Source organism: Clavibacter vidaverae (assembly GCF_047529985.1).
Classification (GTDB): domain Bacteria; phylum Actinomycetota; class Actinomycetes; order Actinomycetales; family Microbacteriaceae; genus Clavibacter; species Clavibacter nebraskensis_A.
Genome location: NZ_JBLJAM010000001.1, coordinates 1367124 through 1389622 on the forward strand (window position 1 = coordinate 1367124; position 22499 = coordinate 1389622).

The 22499-nt window shown below is 74.3% G+C and carries 18 protein-coding genes; 2 read left to right on the plus strand and 16 right to left on the minus strand.

Annotated features, from left to right (window positions below; genetic code table 11):
- Window positions 1-6: 6 nt before the first annotated feature.
- The 16 genes from ACMT9T_RS06245 to ACMT9T_RS06320 all read right to left on the minus strand — a co-directional run bounded on the left by ACMT9T_RS06245 (window position 7) and on the right by ACMT9T_RS06320 (window position 20194).
- Window positions 7-924 (minus strand): dihydrodipicolinate synthase family protein, encoded by a 918-nt coding sequence (locus tag ACMT9T_RS06245; protein WP_414744728.1) that lies wholly within the window; start codon window positions 922-924, stop codon window positions 7-9.
- Window positions 921-2486 (minus strand): FAD/NAD(P)-dependent oxidoreductase, encoded by a 1566-nt coding sequence (locus tag ACMT9T_RS06250; RefSeq protein ID WP_414744729.1) that lies wholly within the window; start codon window positions 2484-2486, stop codon window positions 921-923. Before ACMT9T_RS06250 ends, ACMT9T_RS06245 begins: the two co-directional genes overlap by 4 nt.
- Entirely contained in the window at window positions 2483-2824 is a 342-nt protein-coding gene (locus tag ACMT9T_RS06255) for a (2Fe-2S)-binding protein (protein WP_414744730.1), read from the minus strand. The genes ACMT9T_RS06250 and ACMT9T_RS06255 overlap by 4 nt, the downstream gene beginning before the upstream one ends.
- Complete coding sequence (locus tag ACMT9T_RS06260; protein WP_414745862.1) at window positions 2821-4068, minus strand: NAD(P)/FAD-dependent oxidoreductase; 1248 nt, start codon at window positions 4066-4068, stop codon at window positions 2821-2823. Before ACMT9T_RS06260 ends, ACMT9T_RS06255 begins: the two co-directional genes overlap by 4 nt.
- 77 nt (window positions 4069-4145) lie before the next feature.
- The gene (locus tag ACMT9T_RS06265; protein WP_414744731.1) at window positions 4146-4859 is read right to left on the minus strand and encodes a GntR family transcriptional regulator; all 714 of its coding nucleotides are present in this window, start codon (window positions 4857-4859) and stop codon (window positions 4146-4148) included.
- A gap of 19 nt (window positions 4860-4878) precedes the next feature.
- A complete protein-coding gene (locus ACMT9T_RS06270) occupies window positions 4879-6336 on the minus strand; it encodes an aminopeptidase P family protein (protein ID WP_414744732.1) in 1458 nt (485 codons plus the stop codon).
- Window positions 6333-7640, minus strand: coding sequence for an alpha/beta fold hydrolase (locus ACMT9T_RS06275; protein ID WP_414744733.1), 1308 nt, complete (start codon window positions 7638-7640; stop codon window positions 6333-6335). The genes ACMT9T_RS06270 and ACMT9T_RS06275 overlap by 4 nt, the downstream gene beginning before the upstream one ends.
- Window positions 7637-8560 (minus strand): ATP-binding cassette domain-containing protein, encoded by a 924-nt coding sequence (locus ACMT9T_RS06280; RefSeq protein ID WP_414744734.1) that lies wholly within the window; start codon window positions 8558-8560, stop codon window positions 7637-7639. The genes ACMT9T_RS06275 and ACMT9T_RS06280 overlap by 4 nt, the downstream gene beginning before the upstream one ends.
- A complete protein-coding gene (locus tag ACMT9T_RS06285) occupies window positions 8557-9423 on the minus strand; it encodes an ABC transporter ATP-binding protein (protein ID WP_414744735.1) in 867 nt (288 codons plus the stop codon). Before ACMT9T_RS06285 ends, ACMT9T_RS06280 begins: the two co-directional genes overlap by 4 nt.
- A complete protein-coding gene (locus ACMT9T_RS06290; RefSeq protein ID WP_414744736.1) occupies window positions 9420-10412 on the minus strand; it encodes an ABC transporter permease in 993 nt (330 codons plus the stop codon). The genes ACMT9T_RS06285 and ACMT9T_RS06290 overlap by 4 nt, the downstream gene beginning before the upstream one ends.
- Window positions 10409-11371 (minus strand): ABC transporter permease, encoded by a 963-nt coding sequence (locus ACMT9T_RS06295; protein WP_414744737.1) that lies wholly within the window; start codon window positions 11369-11371, stop codon window positions 10409-10411. The genes ACMT9T_RS06290 and ACMT9T_RS06295 overlap by 4 nt, the downstream gene beginning before the upstream one ends.
- A 3-nt stretch (window positions 11372-11374) precedes the next feature.
- On the minus strand, window positions 11375-13054 hold the full coding sequence (locus ACMT9T_RS06300) for an ABC transporter substrate-binding protein (protein WP_414744738.1): 1680 nt from the start codon (window positions 13052-13054) through the stop codon (window positions 11375-11377).
- 148 nt (window positions 13055-13202) lie between these two features.
- Entirely contained in the window at window positions 13203-15209 is a 2007-nt protein-coding gene (locus ACMT9T_RS06305) for a glycoside hydrolase family 127 protein (RefSeq protein WP_414744739.1), read from the minus strand.
- A gap of 362 nt (window positions 15210-15571) precedes the next feature.
- Complete coding sequence (recQ, locus tag ACMT9T_RS06310; protein ID WP_414744740.1) at window positions 15572-17458, minus strand: DNA helicase RecQ; 1887 nt, start codon at window positions 17456-17458, stop codon at window positions 15572-15574.
- A gap of 109 nt (window positions 17459-17567) precedes the next feature.
- Entirely contained in the window at window positions 17568-17969 is a 402-nt protein-coding gene (gene trxA / locus ACMT9T_RS06315; RefSeq protein WP_012037481.1) for a thioredoxin, read from the minus strand.
- A gap of 83 nt (window positions 17970-18052) precedes the next feature.
- Complete coding sequence (locus ACMT9T_RS06320; protein WP_414744741.1) at window positions 18053-20194, minus strand: ExeM/NucH family extracellular endonuclease; 2142 nt, start codon at window positions 20192-20194, stop codon at window positions 18053-18055.
- 288 nt (window positions 20195-20482) lie between these two features.
- Here ACMT9T_RS06320 and ACMT9T_RS06325 point away from each other — a divergent pair, with 288 nt between their 5' ends.
- Both ACMT9T_RS06325 and iolG read left to right on the plus strand, forming a co-directional pair.
- Window positions 20483-21400, plus strand: a complete 918-nt coding sequence (locus ACMT9T_RS06325; RefSeq protein WP_414744742.1) for a sugar phosphate isomerase/epimerase family protein — start codon at window positions 20483-20485, stop codon at window positions 21398-21400.
- A gap of 63 nt (window positions 21401-21463) precedes the next feature.
- On the plus strand, window positions 21464-22471 hold the full coding sequence (gene iolG / locus ACMT9T_RS06330) for an inositol 2-dehydrogenase (RefSeq protein WP_116052924.1): 1008 nt from the start codon (window positions 21464-21466) through the stop codon (window positions 22469-22471).
- Window positions 22472-22499: the final 28 nt, after the last annotated feature.

Sequence of the window (22499 nt, forward strand, 5' to 3'; positions counted from 1 at the left end):
CGCGGATCAGCGCCCGGCGAGGTGGTCGAGCGCGCGGCGCGTGTCGCGCGTGACCTGCTCGGCGATCGCGGCGGGCAGCGGCGCGCGCGGCGGACGCGTGGGGCCGCCCGTGCTCTCGCCGGCCACGTCGATCGACAGCTTGATGGCCTGCACGAACTCGGTGCGCGAGTCCCAGCGGAACACGGGCACGAGGTGCTGGTACAGCGCCTTCGCCTCGTCGATCCGGCCGCTCGTCGCGAGCCCGTACAGCTCGACGGCCTCGCGCGGGAACGCGTTCGGGTAGCCGGCGAACCAGCCGACGGCGCCCATGATGAGCGACTCGAGCAGCAGGTCGTCGGCGCCCGCGATGACGTCGAGGCCCGTGAGGTCCTGGATCTCCGTCACGCGCCGGATGTCGCCCGAGAACTCCTTGATCGCCACCACGTTCTCGAGCGCGTCGAGGCGCTGGAGGAGCTGCGGCGTGAGGTCGACCTTGGTGTCGAACGGGTTGTTGTAGGCCATGATCGGCAGGCCCACCTCGTCGACGCGCGCGTAGTGCTCGACGACCTCGTCGTCGCTCGCCCGGTAGATGGTGGGCGGCAGGAGGAGCACGCCGTCGGCGCCGTCCTCGGCCGCGATCTCGGCCCACTTCTTCGCCTGGTGCCAGCCGACGCCGTGCACGCCCGCGACGACGATCCCGCGGTCGCCCACGGTCTCGACCGCGACCTGCACGACCTTCCGGCGCTCCTCGTCGGTGAGCGAGGAGTACTCGCCGAGGGATCCGTTCGGGCCGACGCCGCGGCAGCCGTTCGCCATGAGCCAGTCGCAGTGCGCGGCGTACGCGTCGTAGTCGACGGCGAGGCCGGCGGGGGCCGACGCGTCCTCGCGGAACGGCAGCGTGGTGGCGACGACGACGCCTCCGAGGTCCAGGGCGGGTGCGGTCATGGCGTGTCCTTCCGGTCGGTGGTGCTGGGGGGTGCGGGGGTGGTCGGGGAGGCGGCGTCGCCGGGCGGCGGGTCGTCGACGCCGGGCGCGGCCGCGGCGAGGGACGGGGGTCCGGCGTCGCGGCGGTCGTAGGCGGCGGCGAGCTCGCCGAGGCGCACGGGCGAGGCGATCGGGCGGCGGTCGGAGCCGGGGCCGGGCGCCGCGGATCCGCACGCCGGCGCCTCCGCGGCGAGCAGCTCCTCGACGGTCCGCCCGCACACGCGGCCCTGGCAGATGCCGAGGCCGGCGCGCGTCGCGAGCTTCATGGAGCGGAGGTCGGTGGAGGAGGCGGCGCGGGCGGTCTGACGGATCCGCCCGACGGGCACCTCCTCGCAGCGGCAGGCGAGCGTGTCGTCGCGGAGCCAGCCGGTCCAGCCCGGGCGGATCCCGTGCGCGGCCTCGATGCGCCCGGCCACGTCGTGCGCGACCGCCCGGCGGCGGACGGCGGGGGCGACGGCGGCGTCGGTCGGGGATCCGCCCGCGGCGCAGTGCCCGGCGACCTCGCCCTCCGCGAGCGCCTGGTCCACTCCCCCGATGCCCGTGATCTCGCCGGCGGCGTAGACGCCCGCGGGTCCGGCGACCTGCGACGCGTCGACCTCGACGAAGCGGTCGGCCCCGATGCGGCAGCCCGCCGCGATCGGCAGCTCGAGCCGCGGCGTGAACCCGTGGCCGACGCACACGGCGTCCACGGCGATCCGCCGCTCGGTGCCCGGGATCGGCGCCCACGACGCGTCGAGCCGCTGCACGGTGACGGCCTCGACGCGGTCGGTGCCGTGCGCGGCGACGACCGCGCTGCCGGTGGCGTACCCGATCCGCTCGCGCGCCAGCACGGACACGTAGCCCGCGAGCTCGGCGGCCTTGTGCGGCGCGCGGGCGAGGCCGAGGGGATCCCGCAGCCAGCCTCGGGCGAGCGCCGGCACGCGCGCGGCCTCGTGGATCCCGACGACGCGCGCCCCCGCCTGCACGAGCGAGACGGCGACGGGCAGGAGGAAGGGGCCGGCGCCGGCGACGACCACCCGGTCGCCGATCGCCACGCGCTCGCCCTTCGCGAGCGCCTGCGCGGCGCCCGCGGTGAAGACGCCCGGCAGGTCCCAGCCGGGGAAGGGCAGCGTGCGGTCGTGCGCGCCGGTCGCGAGCACGAGCGCGTCCGGGCGGAGGGTGAGGGGCTCGCGGCGGGATCCGTCGACCTGGCCGACGAGCACATGCACGACGGCCGCGGAGACGGCGCCCTCCGCCGGGCGCTCGATCGCCCACACCTGCGCGCCCGTGACGATCGCGCAGCCGTCGTCGGCCGCGAGCCGCTCGCGGAGCGCGGTGAACGCGTCCCAGCCGTGGTGCAGGATCCGCTCGCGCGCGGCGGGCCGCGACGCCGGCAGGTGCCGCCAGTACTGGCCGCCCAGCTCATCGGACGCGTCGAGCAGCGTGACGCGCGCGCGCCGACCGCGCGCGGCGACGGCGGCGGCGAGCCCGGCCGGTCCCGCGCCCACCACGACGACGTGCCGCCGGTCGCCCGCGGCGCTCACGACGCGTCCCCCGCCGCATCGGCGTCGGGCAAGGTCGCGCCGGGACCCGTCTCCACGACGTCGCCCTCGACCGCGCGGCGCTGGCAGGCGCGCACGTCGGGCAGGCCGTTCACGGTGACGGTGCAGTCGAAGCACACGCCGATCCCGCAGAAGACGCCGCGCGGACGGCCGGCGCTCGCGGTCGTGCGCCAGGCGAGCGTGCCCGAGGCGAGCAGCGCGCCCGCGATGGTCTGGCCGCGCACGCCCTCGACGGGATCCCCGTCCACGGTGAAGCGGACGGCCTCCGCGGGCCCGGGGCGCACGGGGTCGCGCGCCGGATCCACGCGCCTGGGCGTCATGCGCGCACCCCCTGCGGGTCGGGCGCCACGGCACCGGGCATCGCGAGCCCGAGCGAGGCGCGCGCGACCGAGAAGGGCCGCACGTCGAGCGCGGGCGCGGATCCGGTCATGAGGTCGGCGACGAGGTCGGCGGTCGCGATCGACAGCCCGATCCCGGCGCCCTCGTGCCCGCTCGCGTGCCAGAGGCCGGGCAGCCGCGGATCCGGCCCGACGACGGGCAGGTGGTCGGGCAGGTACGGCCGGAAGCCGCCGTAGGAGCGCATGGCGTTCGCGTCGGCGAGGAAGGGGAAGAGCCGCACGGCCTTCGCGGCGAGCTCCTCGAGCACGGCCACGCGCAGCGACGCGTCGAAGCCCACGCGCTCGCGGCTGGATCCGATGAGCACCGTCCCCGACGGCGTGGACTCCACGACGCCCGAGGTCTGCAGGGCGCCGTCGCCGGATCCGACCGCGCCCACGTAGTCGCCGTCGTAGACCTTGTGCCGGATCCGGTGCGGCATGCGCGTCGTCACGAGCACGACCCCGCGCCGCGGCAGCACGGGCAGCTCGACGCCGAGGGCGCGCGCGACCTCGCCCGACCAGGGACCCGCGGCGACCAGCACGTCGTCGGCCGGGATGTCGCCCGCGGTGGTGCGCACGCCGCGGAGCGCGCCGTCGGCGTCGAGCAGGGGCCCGATGACCTCGACGCCCGTGCGCACGACGGCTCCCGCGCGCCGGGCCGACGCCGCGAGCGCCTCGGTCGCGATGGCGGGCTGCACCTGCGCGTCCTCGGGGTAGTGCACGGCCGCGGTGATCGCGGGGTTCAGCCACGGCTCGAGCTCGAGCGCGCGGCGCACGTCCACGGGGATCGCGTCGACGCCCGCGGAGCGCTGGCCGGCCGCGAAGGCGAGGAGCGGATCCGCGCCCTCGTCGGTGGTCGTGACGACGAGCCCGCCCTTGGGCTCGTACTCGATGGACGGGAGCGCGTCGCCCAGCTCGTCCGCGAGCTCGGCGGCGACCTCGGGCCAGCGGCGGGCGGCCAGCTGCGCGAGCTCCAGCTCCGCGCCCGGGCCCTTGTCGGAGACGAGGATGTTGCCCTCGCCCTGCGCGCTCGTGCCGGAGGCGACGGCGGCCCGCTCGACGACCGTGACGCGGATCCCCGCCCGGGCGAGCGACCGGGCGCACGCGGCCCCGACGATGCCTCCCCCGACGACGACCACGTGACGCGTCATGCGGTCCCTCGTCTCACGTCTCGGAGCGCCCTCGATGGGCGGCGGTTGTCGGCGGTGACAGTAATATGTCACACATCGTGGCGGAGGGGAAGCGCCGGGACACGGAGCGCGGATCAGGCGCGGGAGCCCGCGGGACGCGCGGCGTCCTCGTCCGCGTCGTCGCCCTCGCCGCGTCCCGCCCACCAGCCCGTGGCGTGGCGGATGTGGCGCACCATGAGCTCGTGCGCGGCCCCGCCGTCACCCGAGACGAGCGCCCGCAGCAGCTCGTGGTGCTCGGCGGCCGACGCGTCCAGGAGGCTGCTCTCCTTCATCGACGCGAGGCCGACGAGGCGCGTGCGGGAGCGGAGGTCGGCGATCGACTCCGTGAGCACGGGGTTGCCGAGCATGCGCGTGAGGGAGAGGTGGAACTCCTGGTCGGCCTCGAGGTACGCGCGGAGGTCGCCGTCGCGCGCGCCCTGCTCGATCCGGTCGGCGAGCGCCTCCAGGTCGGGCAGCTCGCCGTCGGGGACGCGCCCCGCGAGCCGCTCCATGGCCGGCGCCTCGAGGAGCTGGCGCACCTGCACGAGGTGGCCGAGCTCCTCGTCGCTCACCGCGGTGACGCGGAAGCCCTTGTTGCGGACGGTCTCGACGAACCCGCGCTTCTCGAGCTCGAGCATCGCCTCGCGCACGGGCGTCGCGGAGACGTCGAAGCGCACCGCGAGCGTCGGCACCGTGATGAGCGTGCCGGGCTCCAGCTCGCCGGAGACGATGGCCGCGGACAGGGCCTGGTGCACGTGCTCGCGCAGGCTCGCGCGGGGCGGTGCGGGACGCAGTGCGGAGAGGCTCACGCGGGTCCTCCTCCTCGGGTCAGGACGGGGTCCCCTGCTCGCGCATCCAGGACTCCAGGCCCCGGGCATCGATCGGCAGCGTGTCCGACAGCACGTCGGACCCCGTCTGCGTCACCACGATATCGTCTTCGATCCGCACGCCGATGCCCCGGAGCTCGGGCGGTACCATCCCGTCGTCCGGCGGGAAGTAGAGGCCCGGCTCGACCGTCAGCACCATGCCCGCCTCCACCTCGCGGGCGTACGCGGCGGTCCCGGCACCCGAGCAGTCGTGCACGTCGAGGCCGAGGTGGTGCCCGATGCCGCACACCAGCCAGCGCCGGTGGTGCTGCCCCGACGGGGACAGCGCCTCGTCGACCGAGACGGGCAGGATCCCGAGGTCGTGCAGCCCCTGCGCGACCACCTCCATGGACGCGTGGTGGAAGTCGACGAGCGGGCGCCCGGGCGCGACGGCGTCGAGGCCGGCGCGGTGGGCGCGCTCCACGACGTCGTGCACGAGCCGCTGCTCGGGCGTGAACGTGCCGGAGACGGGGATCGTGCGGGTGACGTCGGCCGTGTAGAGGCTCCGCGCCTCCACGCCCATGTCGAGCAGCACCAGCTCGCCGTCGCGGAGCGGCCCGTCGCAGCGCACCCAGTGCAGGATCGTCGCGTGGCCGCCGCCGCCCACGATGGTGGCGTAGCCGGGACCGTTGCCGACCGTGCGCGCGTGCCGGTCGAAGGTGCCCTGCAGCCAGCGCTCGCCGCCGTGGGCCCGGGCCTCCGGGATCGCCCGGACGACCTCGGCGAAGCCCTCGACCGTGTCGTCGACCGCGCGGCGCAGCTCCTGGATCTCCCACGCGTCCTTGATCACGCGCAGCTCGCCGATCGCCGCCACGAGGGCGGGGTCGCGCGGCACGTCGGCGAGCGCGGACGGGACGCCCGTGACCGCGCCCGCGCGGCGCACGTCGCGGACGCCGGCGAGGTCGCGCGCGAGGCGGTCGGGGTCGCGCACCGGGATCCCGAGCACGGCCTGCCAGTCGGCGTGCGCGGGCGCGGGACCGACCCACAGCTCGCCGTGGTCGGCGTCGGAGAAGAAGCGCGGGTCGCCCGGGTGCGCGGGCGCGGGCACATGCAGCACGGCGTCGTGGCCGCCCGGCACCGCGTGCAGCACGAGCACGGCGCCCTCGATCTGCACGCCCGTCAGCCACACGAAGTCGCTGTCGGCGCGGAAGGCGTAGCGGCAGTCGTCGTTGCGGGTGGGCGCGTAGCCGCTCACGACGGCCATCGTGACGCCGGGCATCGCCGCGCTCAGCCGGGCGCGGTGCGCGGCGGCGGCCTCGACGGCGCCGGGCACGGTCGACGGCGTGCGGTCGGGCGTGATCCACCCGCCGGCCATGAGCTCGCGGAACGCGGGCACCTCGGCGAGGCGGGGCGGGCGGCGGTCGTCGGCAGCCGGAGCCGCCGGAGCCGCCGGGGTCGTGTCGTGGGTCGTGTCGGTCATCGGGGCAGGCCTCCTCCATCGCGGGCGATCGTGTCCATCAGCCGGCCGAGGACGCCGGGCGCCCCCAGGCCGTCGTGCTCGTGCTCGTTCGTGATCCAGGCGCGGGCGTTCCCGACGCGCGCGACCGTGTCCTGCTGCAGCCCCGCGTCCACGTACATGTCGTCGTGGTAGATCGCGGCGGCGAGCGGCACCTCGTTGGCGGCGAGCCGGGCCGGGTCGTAGAGCTCGGGCCAGTCGTCGCGGCGGGCCATCTCCTCGACCGCGCCGCGGAAGGGGCGCAGCAGCCGGATCTCCTCGAACATCCAGGGGTACATCATCTCGCCGGTGAGCAGCAGCGGCCGGGCGTCGGGCGCGAACGCCGGGTGCCGGCCGCGCTCGCGCTCGGCGGCCCACGCCGTGGCGGGGCGGGTGCCGGACGCGTAGATGCTCTCCTGCATCGCGGCGAACAGCGGGTTCGCCGCGTACGACGTGAGGCGCATGACCTCGGCCAGCAGCACGTCGGTGGGCTCGCCGCGGTCGTCGAGCGCCTCGTCGAGCAGCGCGTGGATCCGCTCCCGCCCGGGCGCCATGCCGAGGTCGATGCCGATGGTCTGCAGGCGCCGGACCGTGAGGACGTCGCCGTCGGGCAGGATCACGTCGCCGGCCGCGAGCCGGTCGGCGAGGCGCGACAGGATCCCCGCGTCGCTCGGATAGCGCGCGTGGTGCCCGGCGTTCTTGGCGGCCGCCCGGGGGTAGGTGCGGCGGTACACCTCCTCGGCGTCCGGATCCAGCGAGGCCAGCCCGCCCGTCACGTAGCAGGCCGACAGCGCCTCGGGGGCCTGGGACAGGTAGGTGAGGGTGAGGAACCCGCCGTAGCTCTGGCCGAGCGTCGACCAGCGGCGCCCGCCCTCGAGGTGCTGCCGGAGCGCCTCCGCGTCCTGCACGATCGAGTCGGCGCGGAAGAGCGCCAGGTACCGGGCGGCGGACGCGTGGTCGTCGCCGAAGCGCAGCATGGTGCGCGCGGTGACGGGCGTGCTCCGCCCGGTGCCGCGCTGGTCGAGGAGCACCACGCGGTGCGTGCGGAGGGCGTGCCCGATCCAGCCGCCGTCGTCGAGGACGCGCGGCGACTTCCCGCCCGGTCCGCCCTGGAGGTAGAGGAGCGCGGGCAGGTCGTCGCCGCGTCGGTCGGGGGCGACCAGCTCGCGGGCGAACACCGTGATCGTCGCGGTGGGCTCGCCCGCGCGCGCCGCCGCCCAGTCGAGCGGGACCTCGATCTCGTGGTCGGTGACGTGCACGCCGGGGACGGTCGCGGATCCGACGATCACGCGGCCGACCCGTCCGCCGTGCGCACCGCGCCCGTGCCGAGGGATCCCGGGGCGAGCCCCGCGGCCTCCCGCGCGGCGGAGCGCCGGCGGTCCCACTCGGGGTCGATGCGCGGCACGGCGTCGAGCAGCGACCGCGTGTACGGGTGCTGCGGCCGCTCGAACACGTCGTCGCGCGTCCCCTCCTCCACGACCTTCCCGGAGCTCATCACGGCGACCCGGTCGGAGAGCTGCCGCACCACGGCGAGGTCGTGCGCGATGAACACGTAGCTGAGCCCGCGCTCGCGCTGCAGGTCGCGCAGCAGCGCGATGACGCGCGCCTGCACCGTCACGTCGAGCGCGGAGACCGCCTCGTCGCACACGATGAGGCCCGGGCTCACGGCGAGCGCCCGGGCGATCCCGATGCGCTGGCACTGGCCGCCCGAGAACTGCGCCGGGTAGCGCTGCGCGTGGTCGGGGTTGAGGCCCACGCGGTCGAGCAGGTCGCGCACGAGCTTCCCGTGCCCGCCCGGGGTCGTGATGCCCTGGTACCGCAGGGGCGCGCTGATGATCTGCTCCACCGTGTGCCGCGGGTTGAGCGACGACGCCGGATCCTGGAACACCACCTGCACCTGCCGCCGGAACTCCCGCAGCCGCGCGCCGGACGCATGCGTCATGTCCTCGCCCTTCAGCGCGAACGTGCCGGAGGTGGGGTCGAGCAGGTGCGCGACGATGCGCGCGGTCGTCGACTTGCCGGATCCGGACTCCCCCACGATGGAGAGCGTCTGCCCGGTCGGCACGTCGAGGCTCACGCCGTCGACCGCGCGGAAGCGGCGCACGGGCGGCCGGAGCCCGCGGCCGCCGCGCGTCACGTACTCCTTGACGAGGTCGCGTGCGGAGAGGAAGGGCTCGGGCGTCGGGGCGGTGGAGTGGTGCGTGCTCATGAGGCGGATCCCGTCGTCAGGCGGTCGTAGGCGGCGTCGATGCGGGGGATCGCCTCGAGCAGGGCGTGCGTGTACGGATCCTCCGGCGCGGTGAACACGCGCTCCGTGGTGCCGCTCTCCACGCGGTGCCCGCCCTGCATGACGAGCACCTCGTCGGCGAGGGAGGACACGACGGCGAGGTCGTGCGTGATGACGAGCATCCCCATCCCCGTCTCCGCGCGGATGGAGCGGAGCAGGTCGAGGATCTGCGCCTGCACCGTCACGTCGAGCGCGGTGGTCGGCTCGTCGGCGATGAGCAGCTCGGGCTCGAGGCACAGCGCCATCGCGATCATGATGCGCTGCCGCATCCCGCCGGAGAACTGGTGCGGGTAGTGGTCGACGCGCGTGCCGGCCTCCTTGATGCCGACGCGCTCCAGGGCGTCGACCACCCGCGACCGCACGGCCTTCCGCGAGCCGGGCCGGTGGGCCCGGTACGCCTCCTCGATCTGCAGCCCCACCGTGAAGTAGGGGTTGAGCGAGGAGAGCGGATCCTGGAACACCATGGCCATGCGGTCGCCCCGCATCGCGCGCAGCTCCCGGTCGGAGCGGCCGACGAGCTCCTCGCCCGCGAGCTTGATGCTGCCGGTGACCTTCCCGCCGCGGGGCACGAGCCCCATCACGGCGAGCGAGGTCATCGACTTGCCGGAGCCCGACTCCCCCACGATGCCGAGGGTGCTGTCCGGCTCCACGCGGAAGGAGAGGTCCGTCACCACCTCCACCGGTCCCCGCGAGGTGGGGAACGCGATCGTGAGGTGCTCGACCTCGAGCAGCGGGGTCCCGGGGACGGCGCGGGCGGGCGTTCGATGCGTCTCTGTCGTGGTCACGCGGTGATCCTCACTCGGGGGTCGAGCACGGTGTACAGCACGTCGACGACCACGTTCCCGACGACCACGAAGGCCGCGGCGAGGAGCGTGACGCCCATGATGACGGGCTGGTCGTTCTTGGCGATGGAGTCGGCCGCGAGCTTGCCGACGCCGTTGAGGCCGAAGACGGTCTCGGTGATCAGGGCCCCGCCGAGCAGCCCGGCGAAGTCCATGCCGAACAGGGTGACGACGGGCGTGAGCGACGGCCGGAGCGCATGGCGGCGGATCACGAGCGCGGCCGACAGGCCCTTGGCCCGCGCGGTGCGCAGGTAGTCCTCCTGCAGGGTGTCGATCACGTTGGCCCGCACGATCCGCGCGTACACGGCCGCGTAGCCGAGCGCGAGCACCATCCACGGCATGATGTACGACTCCAGCCACACGACGGGGTCGTCGCCGAAGTCCACGGACTGCGGGAACGGCAGGATCTGCAGCTGCACGACCAGCACGTACTGCAGGATCAGCGCCGCGAAGTACGTCGGCACGCTGATCCCGGTGAGTGCCGCCGTCATCGCGGCCCGGTCCCACACGGTGCCCTGCTTGATCGCGCTGACCAGGCCGCCGGCCACGCCGAAGACGACCCAGAGGACCGCGGCGCCGACCGCGAGCGTGGCGCTCACGGGCAGCCGGGTCACCATCATGTCGAGCACGGACTGCTGCGTCTGGAAGCTGAAGCCGAGGCAGGGCGCCGCGCACTGGATCGCCGTCGGGCCGTCGCCGTACGTGCGGCCCGTGAAGATCCCGGCGAGGAAGTCGCCGTACTGCGCCCAGAACGGCCGGTCGAGCCCGAGGAGCTGGCGGATGGAGTCGATCTTGTCCGGCGTGCAGGTCTTGCCGCAGATGGTGACGGCGGGGTCCGGCTGGAGCAGGAAGAAGATCATGTAGGTGAACAGGCTGATGAGCGCGAGCACGATCAGCGCGGATCCGGCGCGGCGGACGAGGTAGCCGATCATGCCGCCTCCCCCTGCTCGAGCGCGGTGCGGAGGTGGTCGCCGAAGACCGTGAACGACAGCACCGTGAGGAAGAGGAACGAGCCCGGAACGATGAAGTACGCGGGATCCACCGTGTACCAGGCCACCGAGTCGGCGATCATCTGCCCCCACGACGGTGTCGGCGGCAGCACGCCCACGCCGAGGAAGGACAGGCCCGCCTCGGTGCCGATGTAGCCCGGCACCGACAGCGTGGTCAGCACGATGATCGTGCCGCGCAGGTTCGGCAGCACCTCCCGGAAGACCACGCGCATCGACGAGGCGCCGGATGCGCGCGCGGCCTCCACGAAGTCGCGCGTGCGGATCGTCATGGTCTGGCCGCGCACGATGCGCGCCGTGTACGGCCAGCCGAAGATGCTGAGCACCACGACGAGCAGCGCCGGCCGGTTGCCCGCCGGTAGCGCCGACAGGATCGCGATCATGAAGATGAGCGCCGGGAAGGCCATGAGGAAGTCCATGACCCGCGACACGATCTGGTCGACGATCCCGCCGAAGTAGCCGGCGACCATGCCGAGGACCACGCCGACGGTCGTGGTGACGACCGTGGCGGAGACCGCGATGAGCATGGACACCCGGGCGCCGTAGGCGATCCGGGCGAAGATGTCGCGCCCGTTCTGCGGCTCGACGCCGAACCAGTGGGACGCGCTCACGCCGCCGAACGGCCCGACGGGCAGGCCGCCGAGGACGGGGTCCACGGCCGTCGCGTCGAAGGTCGTGGGACCCCAGCCGGTGATCCCGGACAGGAGCGGCGCGAACACCGCGAGCACCAGGACCAGCACGACGAAGACGGCGCTGGCGATGACGGACGGCTTCGACCGGAGGGCCGCGACCACCCGCTTCGTCGGCGTGACGGCGGGCGGCCGTCCCGTCGGGTACGGGGAGGTCGCGTCGGGCGCCGAGGCGCCCTGGAGCGTGGCGGTCACCGCCTACTTCCCCGTGTGGAGGCCGAGGGTGGCGAAGTCCGGGGATCCGTTGTAGACCGGCGACGCGTACGCGTTCCGGACGTTCTGGCCGAGGACCAGCACGGCCTGGCCGTAGAGGAGCGGCACCACGGGCGCGAGCTGCTGGATCTGCTCGTCGAGGTCGCCCCACGCGGTCTCCGCCGCGGCGAGGTCGGTCATCGCGGAGATCTCGTCGATGCGGGCGTTGATGGTCGCGTCGTTGAGCTGCGCCTTGTTGTTGTTGCCCTTCTCGGTGATCTGGCGTCCGTCGAAGAGCACCGGCAGGACCGTGCTCGCCGAGTTCCAGTCCGGGCACCAGCCCGTCTCCGCCATGTCGTGCTGCTGCGACGGCGTCGCGAGCGTCTCGTTGTACGCGGACGCGTCGAGGATGTTGAGCTGCACGTCGATCCCGACCTTGCCGAGCGACTGCTGCAGCGCCTCGGCCGCCTTCTTCGCGCTCGTCGTGTCGGCCACGTCGAGGGTGACGGAGAAGCCGTCCTGCAGTCCCGCCTCCGCGAGCAGGGCCTTCGCCTTGTCGACGTCGCCGGCGCTGTCGGTGCTCGGGTAGACGTCGAAGTCCTTGTGGCCGGGGACGCTGCGAGTGAGCATCGTCGACGCGGGCTCGGCGATCGAGGGGCCGCCGGCGACGTCGGCGAGCGACTTCTTGTCCACGGCGTACTCGATGGCCTGGCGCACGCGGAGGTCGCTGAGGTGCGGCTTGGTCATGTTGAGCGACAGGTAGGTCGTGCAGCCGTTGTCGCCGGACACGGTGCGCGCCTTGATCTGCGGGGTCTGGATCCTGGCCACCGACGCCGCGGTGATGCCGGCCGAGATGGCGTTGGCGTCGTCGCCCTGGCCGGCGATCATGCGCTCGTCGATGGTGGCCTGGTCGAGGCCGCTCGTGAAGTGCCAGCCGTCGGGCTTCGCGGTGCGCACCTCGTCGGTGGAGGCGTCCCACTCGGGGTTGCGCTCGAGGGTGAGGGAGGATCCGACGGTGCGCTCGGTCACCCGGTACGGGCCGGAGGCGATCGGCTGCTGGTCGATGCTCGTGACCGTCACCTTCTCCTTGTCGGCGGGGAACGGCGTGAACGTGCTCTGCGCCGCGACGCTCGAGAACTCGGGGACGGAGCGGTTGAGGTGGAAGACGATGGTCTTCTCGTCCGGGGTCTCGATGGAGGGGAGGTCGCCCGCCTCGTACGGGCCCTTGTACGCATCGCCGCCCGCGAGGTAGAGGCGCGTGTAGGGCGTGCCGATGGCGAGCGCCGGGTCGAACGAGCGCTCGACGCCGAACTTCACGGACTCGCTCGTGATGGGCGAGCCGTCCTCGAACTTGAGGCCGTCCTTGAGCGTGAACGTCCACACGGTCGCGTCGGCGTTCGGGGTCCCGGTGTCGGTGGCCAGGTCGGGCGCCATGGTGGCGCCGTCCTTGCCCGTGGGCGTCGTGAGCGTGCGGTAGATGAGCCGGTACAGGTTCGCGCTGCCCGTGTCGTAGCCCATCTCGGGGTCGAGATGCGCGAAGTCCGCGACCTGCAGGACCTGGACGGTGCCGCCCGTGTCGGCCGGGCCGGTGACGTCGGAGGCGGCCTTGCCTCCGGCTCCGGCGCAGGACGTGAGGGCGAGGCTGGCGGCGACGGCCAGCCCGACGGCGGTGATTCGTCTGTTCATCGGACTCTCGTTTCGTGGATGGCGGCCGAGGCGCACCGGGTGGGGAGTGACGGACGGGGTCGTGCGATGGGAGGGATGAGGGGTGGCGGAGGTGCGCGCGATCGCCCCGGATCGGGTGGATCCGGGTGCCGCGCGCGCGGTCGGCGGGTCAGCCGGTGTCGGCCGCGCGGATCCAGACCCGCATGGCCGCGGGCGCCCGGTTGCCCCAGAGGGCGTAGGGCACGAGCACGGCGTCGACGGGGTCGGCCGACGCGGCGCGGGCGGTGGTGCCGGGGACGACCTCGGGGTAGAGCTCGTCCGGCGTGGGGAGCGCACGGCGGAGGCGCACAGCGAGGGCGCGGCCCGACGCGGGGTCGTCCGCGTCCGATGCCGGGCCCCACGGGGCGTCCAGCGGCAGCGGCACGAGCCGCGCTCCCGCCAGGTCGCGCGGGTCGAGGAGCAGGTCGTCGACGGGGGCGCCCGCGTCCTCCTGCTCGACGGCGAACACGACCGGGCCGCGCGCCACCGCGAGGGTGCCGCGCGTGGCGTCGAGGTGCGGGTGGGATCCGAGGGCCCGCACGGGCATGTCGAGCCCGACCTCGAGCACGTCGCCGGCGGTCCAGGCGCGGCGGGCGCGGATCCACCGGTCGTCGGCCTTCGCGTCCACGTCGACCACGGCGCCGTCGGCGGCCCACACGACGGCGGTCGCGGAGCGGCACCAGCCGGGGCGGCGCAGCACGATGCCGCTCGTGTCGACGGATGCCCGCAGCACCTCGACGCGCACGGCGCCGTCCCACGGGTAGTCCGTGGTCACGCGCACGTCGAGCGCGGCGGTGCGGATCACGCAGGCGGCCGGCTGGGCGATCACGATGTCGTCGCCGTCCTGCACCGCCACGTGGTCCTGCAGCTCGCTCATCCACCGCACGATGTTCGGCGGGCAGCACGGGCAGGTGAACCACGGGCGGCGCATCAGCTCGCCCTCGATCTCGGCGCCCGACTGCGCGTGGTGGTCGGGGCGGCGCTGGAGCGGGTTGTCGTAGAAGAAGCCCGTGCCGTCGGCGGAGAGGCCCACCGCGTAGGCGTTGAGCAGCACGGTCTCGTACGTGTCGAGGAAGCGGGGTTCGCCCGTCGCGAGGTGCAGGCGCCAGGCCCACTGCATCACGGCGATCGCCGCGCACGTCTCGCTGTAGGAGCGCTCGCTCGGCAGCTCGTACGCGTCGCCGACGGCCTCGTCCGAGTGGCGGCTGCCGAGCCCGCCCGTGACGTAGAGGCGGGTGCGCACGGCGTCGTCGAACAGGCGGACGGAGGCGGCGAGCAGCTCGGCGTCGCCCGTCTCCACGGCCACGTCCGTCGCGCCCGCGGCCAGGTACGCCATGCGGACCGCGTGCCCCGTGACGGCCGGCATCTCGCGGAAGGGGTGCGCGTCCTGGAAGTACTCGGCGGGGAAGATCCGCGTCGCGACCGTGCCGTGCCCGCGCCGGTCGACGAAGGCGGACGCGAGGTCGAGGTACGCGCGCTCCCCCGTCTCGCGGAAGAGCTCGACGAGCGCCATCTCCACCTCGGGGTGGCCGCAGACCTCGGCGCGGCCGTCGGGACCGAACTCGCGCACCGCGGCGTCGGCGAAGCGGCGCGCCACCGCGAGGAGACGGCCGTCGCCGCCCTGCCGTGCGTCGGCGACGGCGGCCTGGATCAGGTGGCCGAGGTTGTAGAGCTCGTGGCCCCAGGCGAGGTCGGACCACGGCGTGCGGTCGGATCCGGGCCGCTGCACGAAGGAGCCGATGTAGCCGTCGTCGGCCTGCACGCGCTCGAGCACGTCCGTCGCCTCGGCCATGAACGCGCGCATCCCGGGGCTCGCGGATCCGCGGCCGACCTCGTAGGCGACGCCCTCGAGGGTCTTGTAGACGTCGGTGTCGAGGAACGGGTAGCGCGGGACGGGCCGCTCGCCGGGCCCGTCCACGGCGGCGCGCAGGTCGTCGACGTTGCCGGCGGCCGCCAGGGACCGGATCGCGTGCGGGATGGTCCGGTCGCGGTTGCGCTCCTGCCAGGCGCCGAGCAGGCCGCCCTCGAGGGTCACCTCGCCCGCCCCGAGCGGCCGGCGCGATCCCGCGGAGGGGAGGACGGCCGGACGATGCGCCGTCCCGCGGATGTCGTCCGCGCCTGCTCCGCTGCCTGCCATGTCGCTCCCTCGCCCAGCCTCGGGTGGCCGGTGGTAGGTGACATATTACAAATACGCGAAGGGGTGTTGGCAATGGCGATGATGCGTCCGCGTCCTCCCGTTACACGCTGTTTACATCCCGGTGACGCGCACCGGACGGAACCGGGACCGTGTGACGCCGCGCGCACCGACTGCCCACAGCCCGCGTGGGGCGGACGGTCGGACCAGTACGATCGTGGGCAACGGCGACAGCTCTTCGGGTGAGCTGTCCCGCCAGCGCCGGGCCGGTCTTCGGGTAAAAGTCGGCCGTGTGCGCGGCTCGGTCCCGCAGCCCTCGAGGCTCGGGACCGGGTCCCTCTTCCCCGCCGCCGCTGCCCTCGCGGCTAGTCGGCTGCGGCGGATCCCGCTGCCACGACCGCGAGCAGGCCCTCGCCGTAGGTGTCGAGCTTCTTCTGACCGACCCCGGTGATGCCTGCGAGCTGCCCCAGATCGCGCGGGCGCACGGTCGCGACCTCGCGCAGGGTGACGTCGGCGAACACGACGTACGCGGGCACGCCCTGCTCCTTCGCCTGCTCGGAGCGCCACGCGCGGAGCGCCTCGAACAGGCCCTGCGCCTCCTCGGGGAGGTCGACCACCTGGCCGCCCTTGGCGCGGGTGGTGCGGGTGCCGCGGCCGCGCACGATGCGCTCCGGCTCCTGCCGCATCGGCACCTGGCGGGATCCGGTGAGCACGTCGCCGCTGCCCGGGGTGATGACGAGCGTGCCGTAGCCGTCGTCGCTCACGCCGAGGAGGCCCTGCGCGAGCAGCTGCCGCACGACGCCGCGCCACTGCACGTCGGTGAGCTCGCCGCCGATGCCGAACGTGGCCAGCTGGTCGTGGCCCTGCTGGCGGACGCGGTCGGTCTCGTTGCCGAGCAGGATGTCGATGAGGTGCGCCGCGCCGAACCGCTGGTTCCGCTCGCGCTGCAGCCGCACGATGGTGGACAGCAGCTTCTGCGACGGCACCGTGGCGTCCCACGTCTCGACGGGCTCGAGGCACGTGTCGCAGTTGCCGCAGGGACCCGTCTCCTCGCCGAAGTAGCGGAGGAGCTGCACGCGGCGGCAGCCGACGGTCTCGCAGAGCGCGAGCATCGCGTCGAGGTGCTGCGACAGCCGGCGGCGGTGCTGCGCGTCGCCCTCGGACTGGTCGATCATGCGGCGCTGCTGCACGACGTCCTGCAGGCCGTAGGCGAGCCAGGCGGTGGACGGCAGGCCGTCGCGGCCCGCGCGCCCGGTCTCCTGGTAGTACCCCTCAATGGACTTCGGGAGGTCGATGTGGGCGACGAAGCGCACGTCGGGCTTGTCGATGCCCATGCCGAACGCGATGGTGGCGCACATGACGATGCCGTCCTCGCGGAGGAAGCGCGCCTGGTTGCGCTGGCGGACGGCCGCGTCGAGGCCCGCGTGGTACGGCAGCGCGGTGATCCCCTGCTTGTTGAGCGCCTCGGCCGTCTGCTCGACGGTCTTGCGGCTCAGGCAGTAGACGATGCCGGCGTCGCCCGCGTGCTCGTTGCGGATGAGGTCGACCAGCTGCTTGCGCGGCTCGGCCTTGGGCACGATGCGGTACCGGATGTTCGGCCGGTCGAACGAGGAGACGAAGTGGCGCGCGTCCTGGAGGCCCAGGCGCGCCGTGATGTCGGCGTGCGTGGCCTCGTTGGCCGTCGCGGTGAGCGCGATGCGCGGCACCTCGGGCCAGCGCTCCTGGAGCATGGACAGCGCGAGGTAGTCCTTGCGGAAGTCGTGACCCCACTGGGAGACGCAGTGCGCCTCGTCGATGGCGAACAGGGCGATGCGGGCCTCGTCGAGCAGGCGCCCCATGCGGTCGAGGATGAGGCGCTCGGGCGCCAGGTAGAGCAGGTCGAGGTCGCCGTCGAGGAGGGCGCGCTCGACCTCGCGGCTGGTCTCGAGGTCCTGCGTGGAGTTGAGGAACGCGGCGCGGACGCCGACGGCGCGGAGGGCGTCGACCTGGTCCTGCATGAGCGCGATGAGCGGCGAGACGACGACGCCCGTGCCCTCGCGGACGAGGCTCGGGATCTGGTAGCAGAGCGACTTGCCGCCGCCCGTGGGCATGAGCACGAGGGCGTCGCCGCCGCCGATGACGTGCTCGACGATCTCCTGCTGGTCGCCCCGGAAGGCGTCGTACCCGAAGACGGTGCCGAGGCGCTCGAGGGCGGGGGCCAGCGCGCCGGCCGAGGGCGCCGATCCGGCGGGAGCGGGAGGGGTGGAGGTCATCGGGGCAATCGTATCCGGGGCCCGCCGTGGGGACGGGGGCGGTGCAGGGAGCGGGGACGACGACGGCCCCTCCCGGCTGGGGAGGGGCCGTCGTGGCGCGGGGTGCGGATCAGATCGCGGTCGGGTCCGCGCTCGCGCCCGGGGTCGCCTGCGCGGCCTCGGCCGCGGCCTGCTCCTTGAGGGCGGCCACGTCGACGGCGCGGACCTCCTCGATGAGCGACTCGAGGGCCGGGGCGGGGAGCGCGCCGGCCTGGCTGAAGATCAGCGTCTGGTCCTTGAAGATCATGAGCGTCGGGATGGCGGAGATGTTCGCCTGCTGCGCGAGGAACTGCTGCGCCTCGGTGTCGACCTTGCCGTGGACGATGTCGGCGTGCTTCTCGCTCGACTTGTCGAATACGGGCGCGAACTGCTTGCAGGGGCCGCACCAGTCGGCCCAGAAGTCGACGACGACGATGCCGTTGGAGTCGACGATGCTCTCGAAGTTCTCGGCGGTCAGCTCGGTGGTGGCCATGGGGCGTCCTCTTCTCGTGCTCGGTTCGTGCGGTCAGGGGGTGCAACCGGGCGCATCGCCCGGGCATTCCGCGCGCGGGCCCGCTACCAGACGAGCACGATCGACGGCCAGACGGTGCTCGACGCCTTCGCCTGGTCGCCGCCCGCGTAGGAGGCGGTGAGCAGGTGGATCCCGCGGGAGAGGCGCGGCAGCGTGACGGTGGCGCGACCGGCGTCGGCCGCGGCGAGGTCGACGGAGGCGATGGCCCGGCCCCGGTCGAGGATCTGCACGCGCCCCGTCGGAGCCGTCGCGCCGGCGGCGAGCCTCACCGTGTACGTCACCGGCTGCCCGCTGCGGACGAGGAGGCGGTCGGCGTACCCGACGAGCGTCGACGCGTCGCGGATCGTGTCGAGGCCGACCTTCACGGGGTCGTGGTCGCTCGAGCGGAACGCGCTGGATCCGTCGGTCGCGGCGCCGCCGTACTCGCGCTCCGCCCACTCGGGCGCGTTGATGTCCCAGACCCCGACGCCCGTCACGGCCGCGGCGCCGGCGCCCGTCGCGAGGACGTGGTCGAGGGATCCGACCTCGCCGTCGAAGGAGTACGTGCGCTCCCCCGGCGCCTTCGCGGGCACGAGGTCGACGAAGCCGGCGTCGCGGAGCACCTGGATCGGGTCCTCCTGCGCGTAGGCGTTGAAGTCGCCGAGGAGGTAGAGGAGGTCGGATCCGCTGGAGGCCTGCAGCTCGGACGCGAACCGGGCCACGGCCTTCGCCTGCGCGACGCGGTCGGCGTTGAAGAAGCCCTGGCCGTCGGCGGGCTGCGTGCCCGAGCCCGACTTCGACTTGAGGTGGTTCGCCATCACCGTGAAGGTGCGGTCGCCGCCGCGGAAGGACTGCGCCACGGGCTCGCGCGCGTTGCCCCACACGGCCTCGTCGATCTGCGTGGCCGCGGCGCCGACGGGCGTCACGGCGTCCGTGCGGTAGATGATCGCGTTCTGGATCTCGTCCGTCGGCGTCGACTGCAGCGCGGCCGGGGTGCGCACGAAGTCCCACACGCGCTTCCCGGCGGCGTCGTTGAGGCCGCGCACGAGGTCGGCCGTGGCGGTGTCGGCCGGCTCGCCGAAGCGGGTCGAGTTCTCGATCTCCATGAGCGTGACCACCTGCGCGTCGAGCCCGGTGATGGCCGTGACGATCTTGGCGCGCTGGCGGGCGAACTCCTCCGCCGTCTTGGCGCCGCGCTCCCCGAGCGTCGTGAAGTAGTTGAGGACGTTGAACCCGGCGATGCGGACGTCGCCGCCGACCTCGGGCGAGGTCGCGGGCCGCGGGTTCCCGGCCGTGAACGTCGGGACGCGGCCGGCCGCGTCGAGCGAGGTGAGCGGCGTCGTGGGCTGGAGGCGCCAGTCGTCGAAGCCGTAGGCGAGCACGTAGGGCGTGGTCGGGAAGACGGGGATGTCGCCGTTCCGGACGACCCGGTCGGCCGTGTAGTACGGCTGCGTGGCGCCCGCGGGGTAGGCCGCGTTGGTGAGCTGGATGTTGTAGCCGTCGTCGAGGAGGAGCCGGCGGGCGCGGTTGTCGGCGGCGATGCGGTCGGCCTCGGCGCCCGGCCGCACGACGTCGGTGGCCTTGACGGGGAGGTCGGCGCCCGCGCTCAGCCAGAGGGTGCCGTAGGTCTCGAGCTGGTGCGCGGATCCCACGCGGTAGTCGCCCGTGGGCGCGACGAGCATGCTCTCCAGCGACTCGCGGTCGGCGCCGCGCAGCGTGTCGGGCAGCGGGGTCGCGGCGGGCACGCCGACGCCCGCGCGCACCAGGTCGGTCGCGGTCGCGGAGATCTGCGTCTGGCCCTGGCGCTCGGAGGCCGTTCCCGTGACGCGGACGAGGTCGCCGATCGCGACGGCCGGGTCCTGGCTGCCGAGGTAGACGAAGATCCCGTCGGAGGCGCCCGGGGTGGTGTCGGTCACGCCGCCCGAGCCCGCGGTCTGGATCACGACCCCCGCGTAGCCGCTGGCCCCGCGGTAGTCGGCGGTGACGACGCCCTCCACGGTGACGGCCTGGCCGGCGAGCGGCGTCGCGCTGCCCGTGCCCTGCACGTCGGCGATGGAGACGGTGGCGGCCTCGGCGGGCGAGGCGACGAGCGCGGAGAGGCCGAGGGCCAGGGCGGTCGCGACGGCGAGCGGGCGGGCGACGCGGCGGGCCGATCCGGATCCGGATCCGGATCCCCCGGATGCGCGTGCGGTCTCGGTCTCGGTCATGGCGTCGTCCCCCTCGGCGTCGCGGTTCCCCCAGATGGGGGATCACTGCTCGAGCGTAGGCCGGAGCGCGCGCCCGGCGGCGGGCCGCCACCGGATCGTCACCGGCTCGTCATGTGATCGTCGCGGGGGTTCCGGGTGGACGCGCCTGGACCGTGGCGGAGGACGCTCTCCACGTACTATCGTCAGGACAAACGTCCGCCCGACGGCCCGAGGAGCAGTGCGACGCCGCATGGTCCAGACCCGCATCATCCCCGCTGCCCGCGCGGCCCGCCCCGCCGGATCCGCGGCGTGAGGGCCACCGTCGCGGGCGCCCCCGTGAGCTTCGGCGTGTTCGAGCTGACGCCCGAGGGCGCGGAGGTCGTCACGCCCGACGACATGGTCGAGGCGCTGGCCGAGACGGGCTACGCGGGCATCGACCTGGGTCCGGTCGGCTACCTCGGCCGCGGCCGCGAGCTGCGGGACCGCCTCGCCGGGGCGGGCCTCGAGCTCGCGGGCGGGTGGATCCAGCTGCCCCTCTCCGACGACGACGCGTTCGCGGCCGCGCTCCCCGAGCTGCACGCGTCGCTGCGCGTGTTCCAGGAGGCCGCCGAGGCCGGACCCGCGCGCCTGCCGCTGCCGACGCTCGCCGACGCCGGATCCGCGGTGCGCGCCGCCGCCCCCGGTCGCGGCGCCGAGGCCGACCCGCTCGACGACGCCGCCTGGTCGCGGCTCGTCCGCAACACGGCGCGCGCCGCGGAGATCACGCGCGCCGCGGGCTTCGAGCCGACCTTCCACCACCACGCGGGCACGTTCGTCGAGTCGCCCGCGGAGGTCGACCGCTTCCTCGACGCCGTCGACGTGGGGCTGACGCTCGACACCGGCCACCTCGTCATCGCGGGCGGCGATCCGGTCGCCGCCATCGCGCGCTGGGGGTCCCGCATCACCCACCTGCACCTCAAGGACGTCGACGGCCAGGAGCTCCGCCGCGTGCTCGCCGCGGGCGGCGGGATGCGCGAGGTCTGGTCGTCGGGGGCGTTCGTCGCGTTCGGCCGCGGCGACGTCGACCTCGCGAGCGTGATGACCGCCATCGAGGCCGAGGGCTACGACGGCTGGATCGTGGTGGAGCAGGACGTCCTCAACGCCCCCGACGCCGACATCCGCGCCTTCCGCGCCGAGCGCACGGAGGACCAGCGCGTGAACCGCGCGGCCCTCCGCGCGTGGGCCTGAGCCCACCACCCGACCGCACCGCGCCCGCACGCGCACGACCCCATGAGACACGAGGACGGCGACATGACCACGACCCCCCTGCGCTTCGGCCTGATCGGCACCGGCCGCATCGGCCAGGTCCACGCGGCGAACATCGCGGCGGATCCGGACGCCGAGCTGGCGTGGATCTGCGACCCCTTCGTCGACGGCGCGCACGCCCTCTCCGCGCGCCTCGGCGGCCGGGTCACGGAGGACGCCGCGGAGATGATGGCGTCCGGCGGCGTCGACGCGGTGCTCGTCGCCTCGCCCACGCCCACGCACGTCGACCTGATCGCGGCCGCGATCGACCACGGCCTGCCGGTGCTCTGCGAGAAGCCCATCGACCTCGACATCGCGCGGGTCGACGCCCTCCTCCCCCGCGTCCGGTCCGCCGGCGTGCCCGTCGCGCTCGGGTTCAACCGGCGGTTCGACCCGGCGTTCGCGGAGGCCCGGGCCCGGGTCGCCGCGGGCGAGATCGGCGAGCTGGAGCAGCTGTCGATCGTGAGCCGCGACCCGTCGGCGCCGCCGGCCGCGTACGTGGCCGTCTCGGGCGGGATCTTCCGCGACATGACCATCCACGACCTCGACATGGCCCGCTCGTTCCTGCCGGACATCGTGGAGGTGCAGGCGACGGGATCCACCACGTTCGACCCGGGCGCCCGCGCGCACGGCGACTTCGACACCGCGGTCGTGACCCTCCGCGCCTCCACGGGCGCGCTCGTCGTGATCACGAACTCGCGGCACAGCGCCGTGGGCTACGACCAGCGGATCGAGGCGTTCGGCTCGCGCGGATCCCTCCAGGTGGCGAACGCGCTCACGAGCCTGGTCAGCGTCTCGACCGCCACGAGCGTCGAGGGCAAGCCGCCGTACCAGGACTTCTTCCTCGAGCGCTACGCCGCGGCGTACGTGGCCGAGCTGCGGGCGTTCATCCGCCTGGCGCGCGGCGAGGCCTCCGACAGCCCGACGTTCGAGGACGGCCGCGCGGCGCTCGTGCTCGCCGACGCGGCGCAGCGCTCGGCCGTCGAGCGGGTGGCCGTGCCCGTCTCGCTCTGACGCCGATCCGGCCCTCCCGACGACGCCC

What these genes read in the sequence shown, in the direction of transcription:
- ACMT9T_RS06300 (WP_414744738.1), bottom strand. Translation starts at nt 13,054, where the DNA reads ATGAACAGACGAATCACCGCCGTCGGGCTGGCCGTCGCCGCCAGCCTC.
- ACMT9T_RS06245 (WP_414744728.1), bottom strand. Translation starts at nt 924, where the DNA reads ATGACCGCACCCGCCCTGGACCTCGGAGGCGTCGTCGTCGCCACCACG.
- ACMT9T_RS06305 (WP_414744739.1), bottom strand. Translation starts at nt 15,209, where the DNA reads ATGGCAGGCAGCGGAGCAGGCGCGGACGACATCCGCGGGACGGCGCAT.
- iolG (WP_116052924.1), top strand. Translation starts at nt 21,464, where the DNA reads ATGACCACGACCCCCCTGCGCTTCGGCCTGATCGGCACCGGCCGCATC.
- recQ (WP_414744740.1), bottom strand. Translation starts at nt 17,458, where the DNA reads ATGACCTCCACCCCTCCCGCTCCCGCCGGATCGGCGCCCTCGGCCGGC.
- ACMT9T_RS06255 (WP_414744730.1), bottom strand. Translation starts at nt 2,824, where the DNA reads ATGACGCCCAGGCGCGTGGATCCGGCGCGCGACCCCGTGCGCCCCGGG.
- ACMT9T_RS06320 (WP_414744741.1), bottom strand. Translation starts at nt 20,194, where the DNA reads ATGACCGAGACCGAGACCGCACGCGCATCCGGGGGATCCGGATCCGGA.
- trxA (WP_012037481.1), bottom strand. Translation starts at nt 17,969, where the DNA reads ATGGCCACCACCGAGCTGACCGCCGAGAACTTCGAGAGCATCGTCGAC.
- ACMT9T_RS06290 (WP_414744736.1), bottom strand. Translation starts at nt 10,412, where the DNA reads ATGATCGGCTACCTCGTCCGCCGCGCCGGATCCGCGCTGATCGTGCTC.
- ACMT9T_RS06270 (WP_414744732.1), bottom strand. Translation starts at nt 6,336, where the DNA reads ATGACCGACACGACCCACGACACGACCCCGGCGGCTCCGGCGGCTCCG.
- ACMT9T_RS06280 (WP_414744734.1), bottom strand. Translation starts at nt 8,560, where the DNA reads ATGAGCACGCACCACTCCACCGCCCCGACGCCCGAGCCCTTCCTCTCC.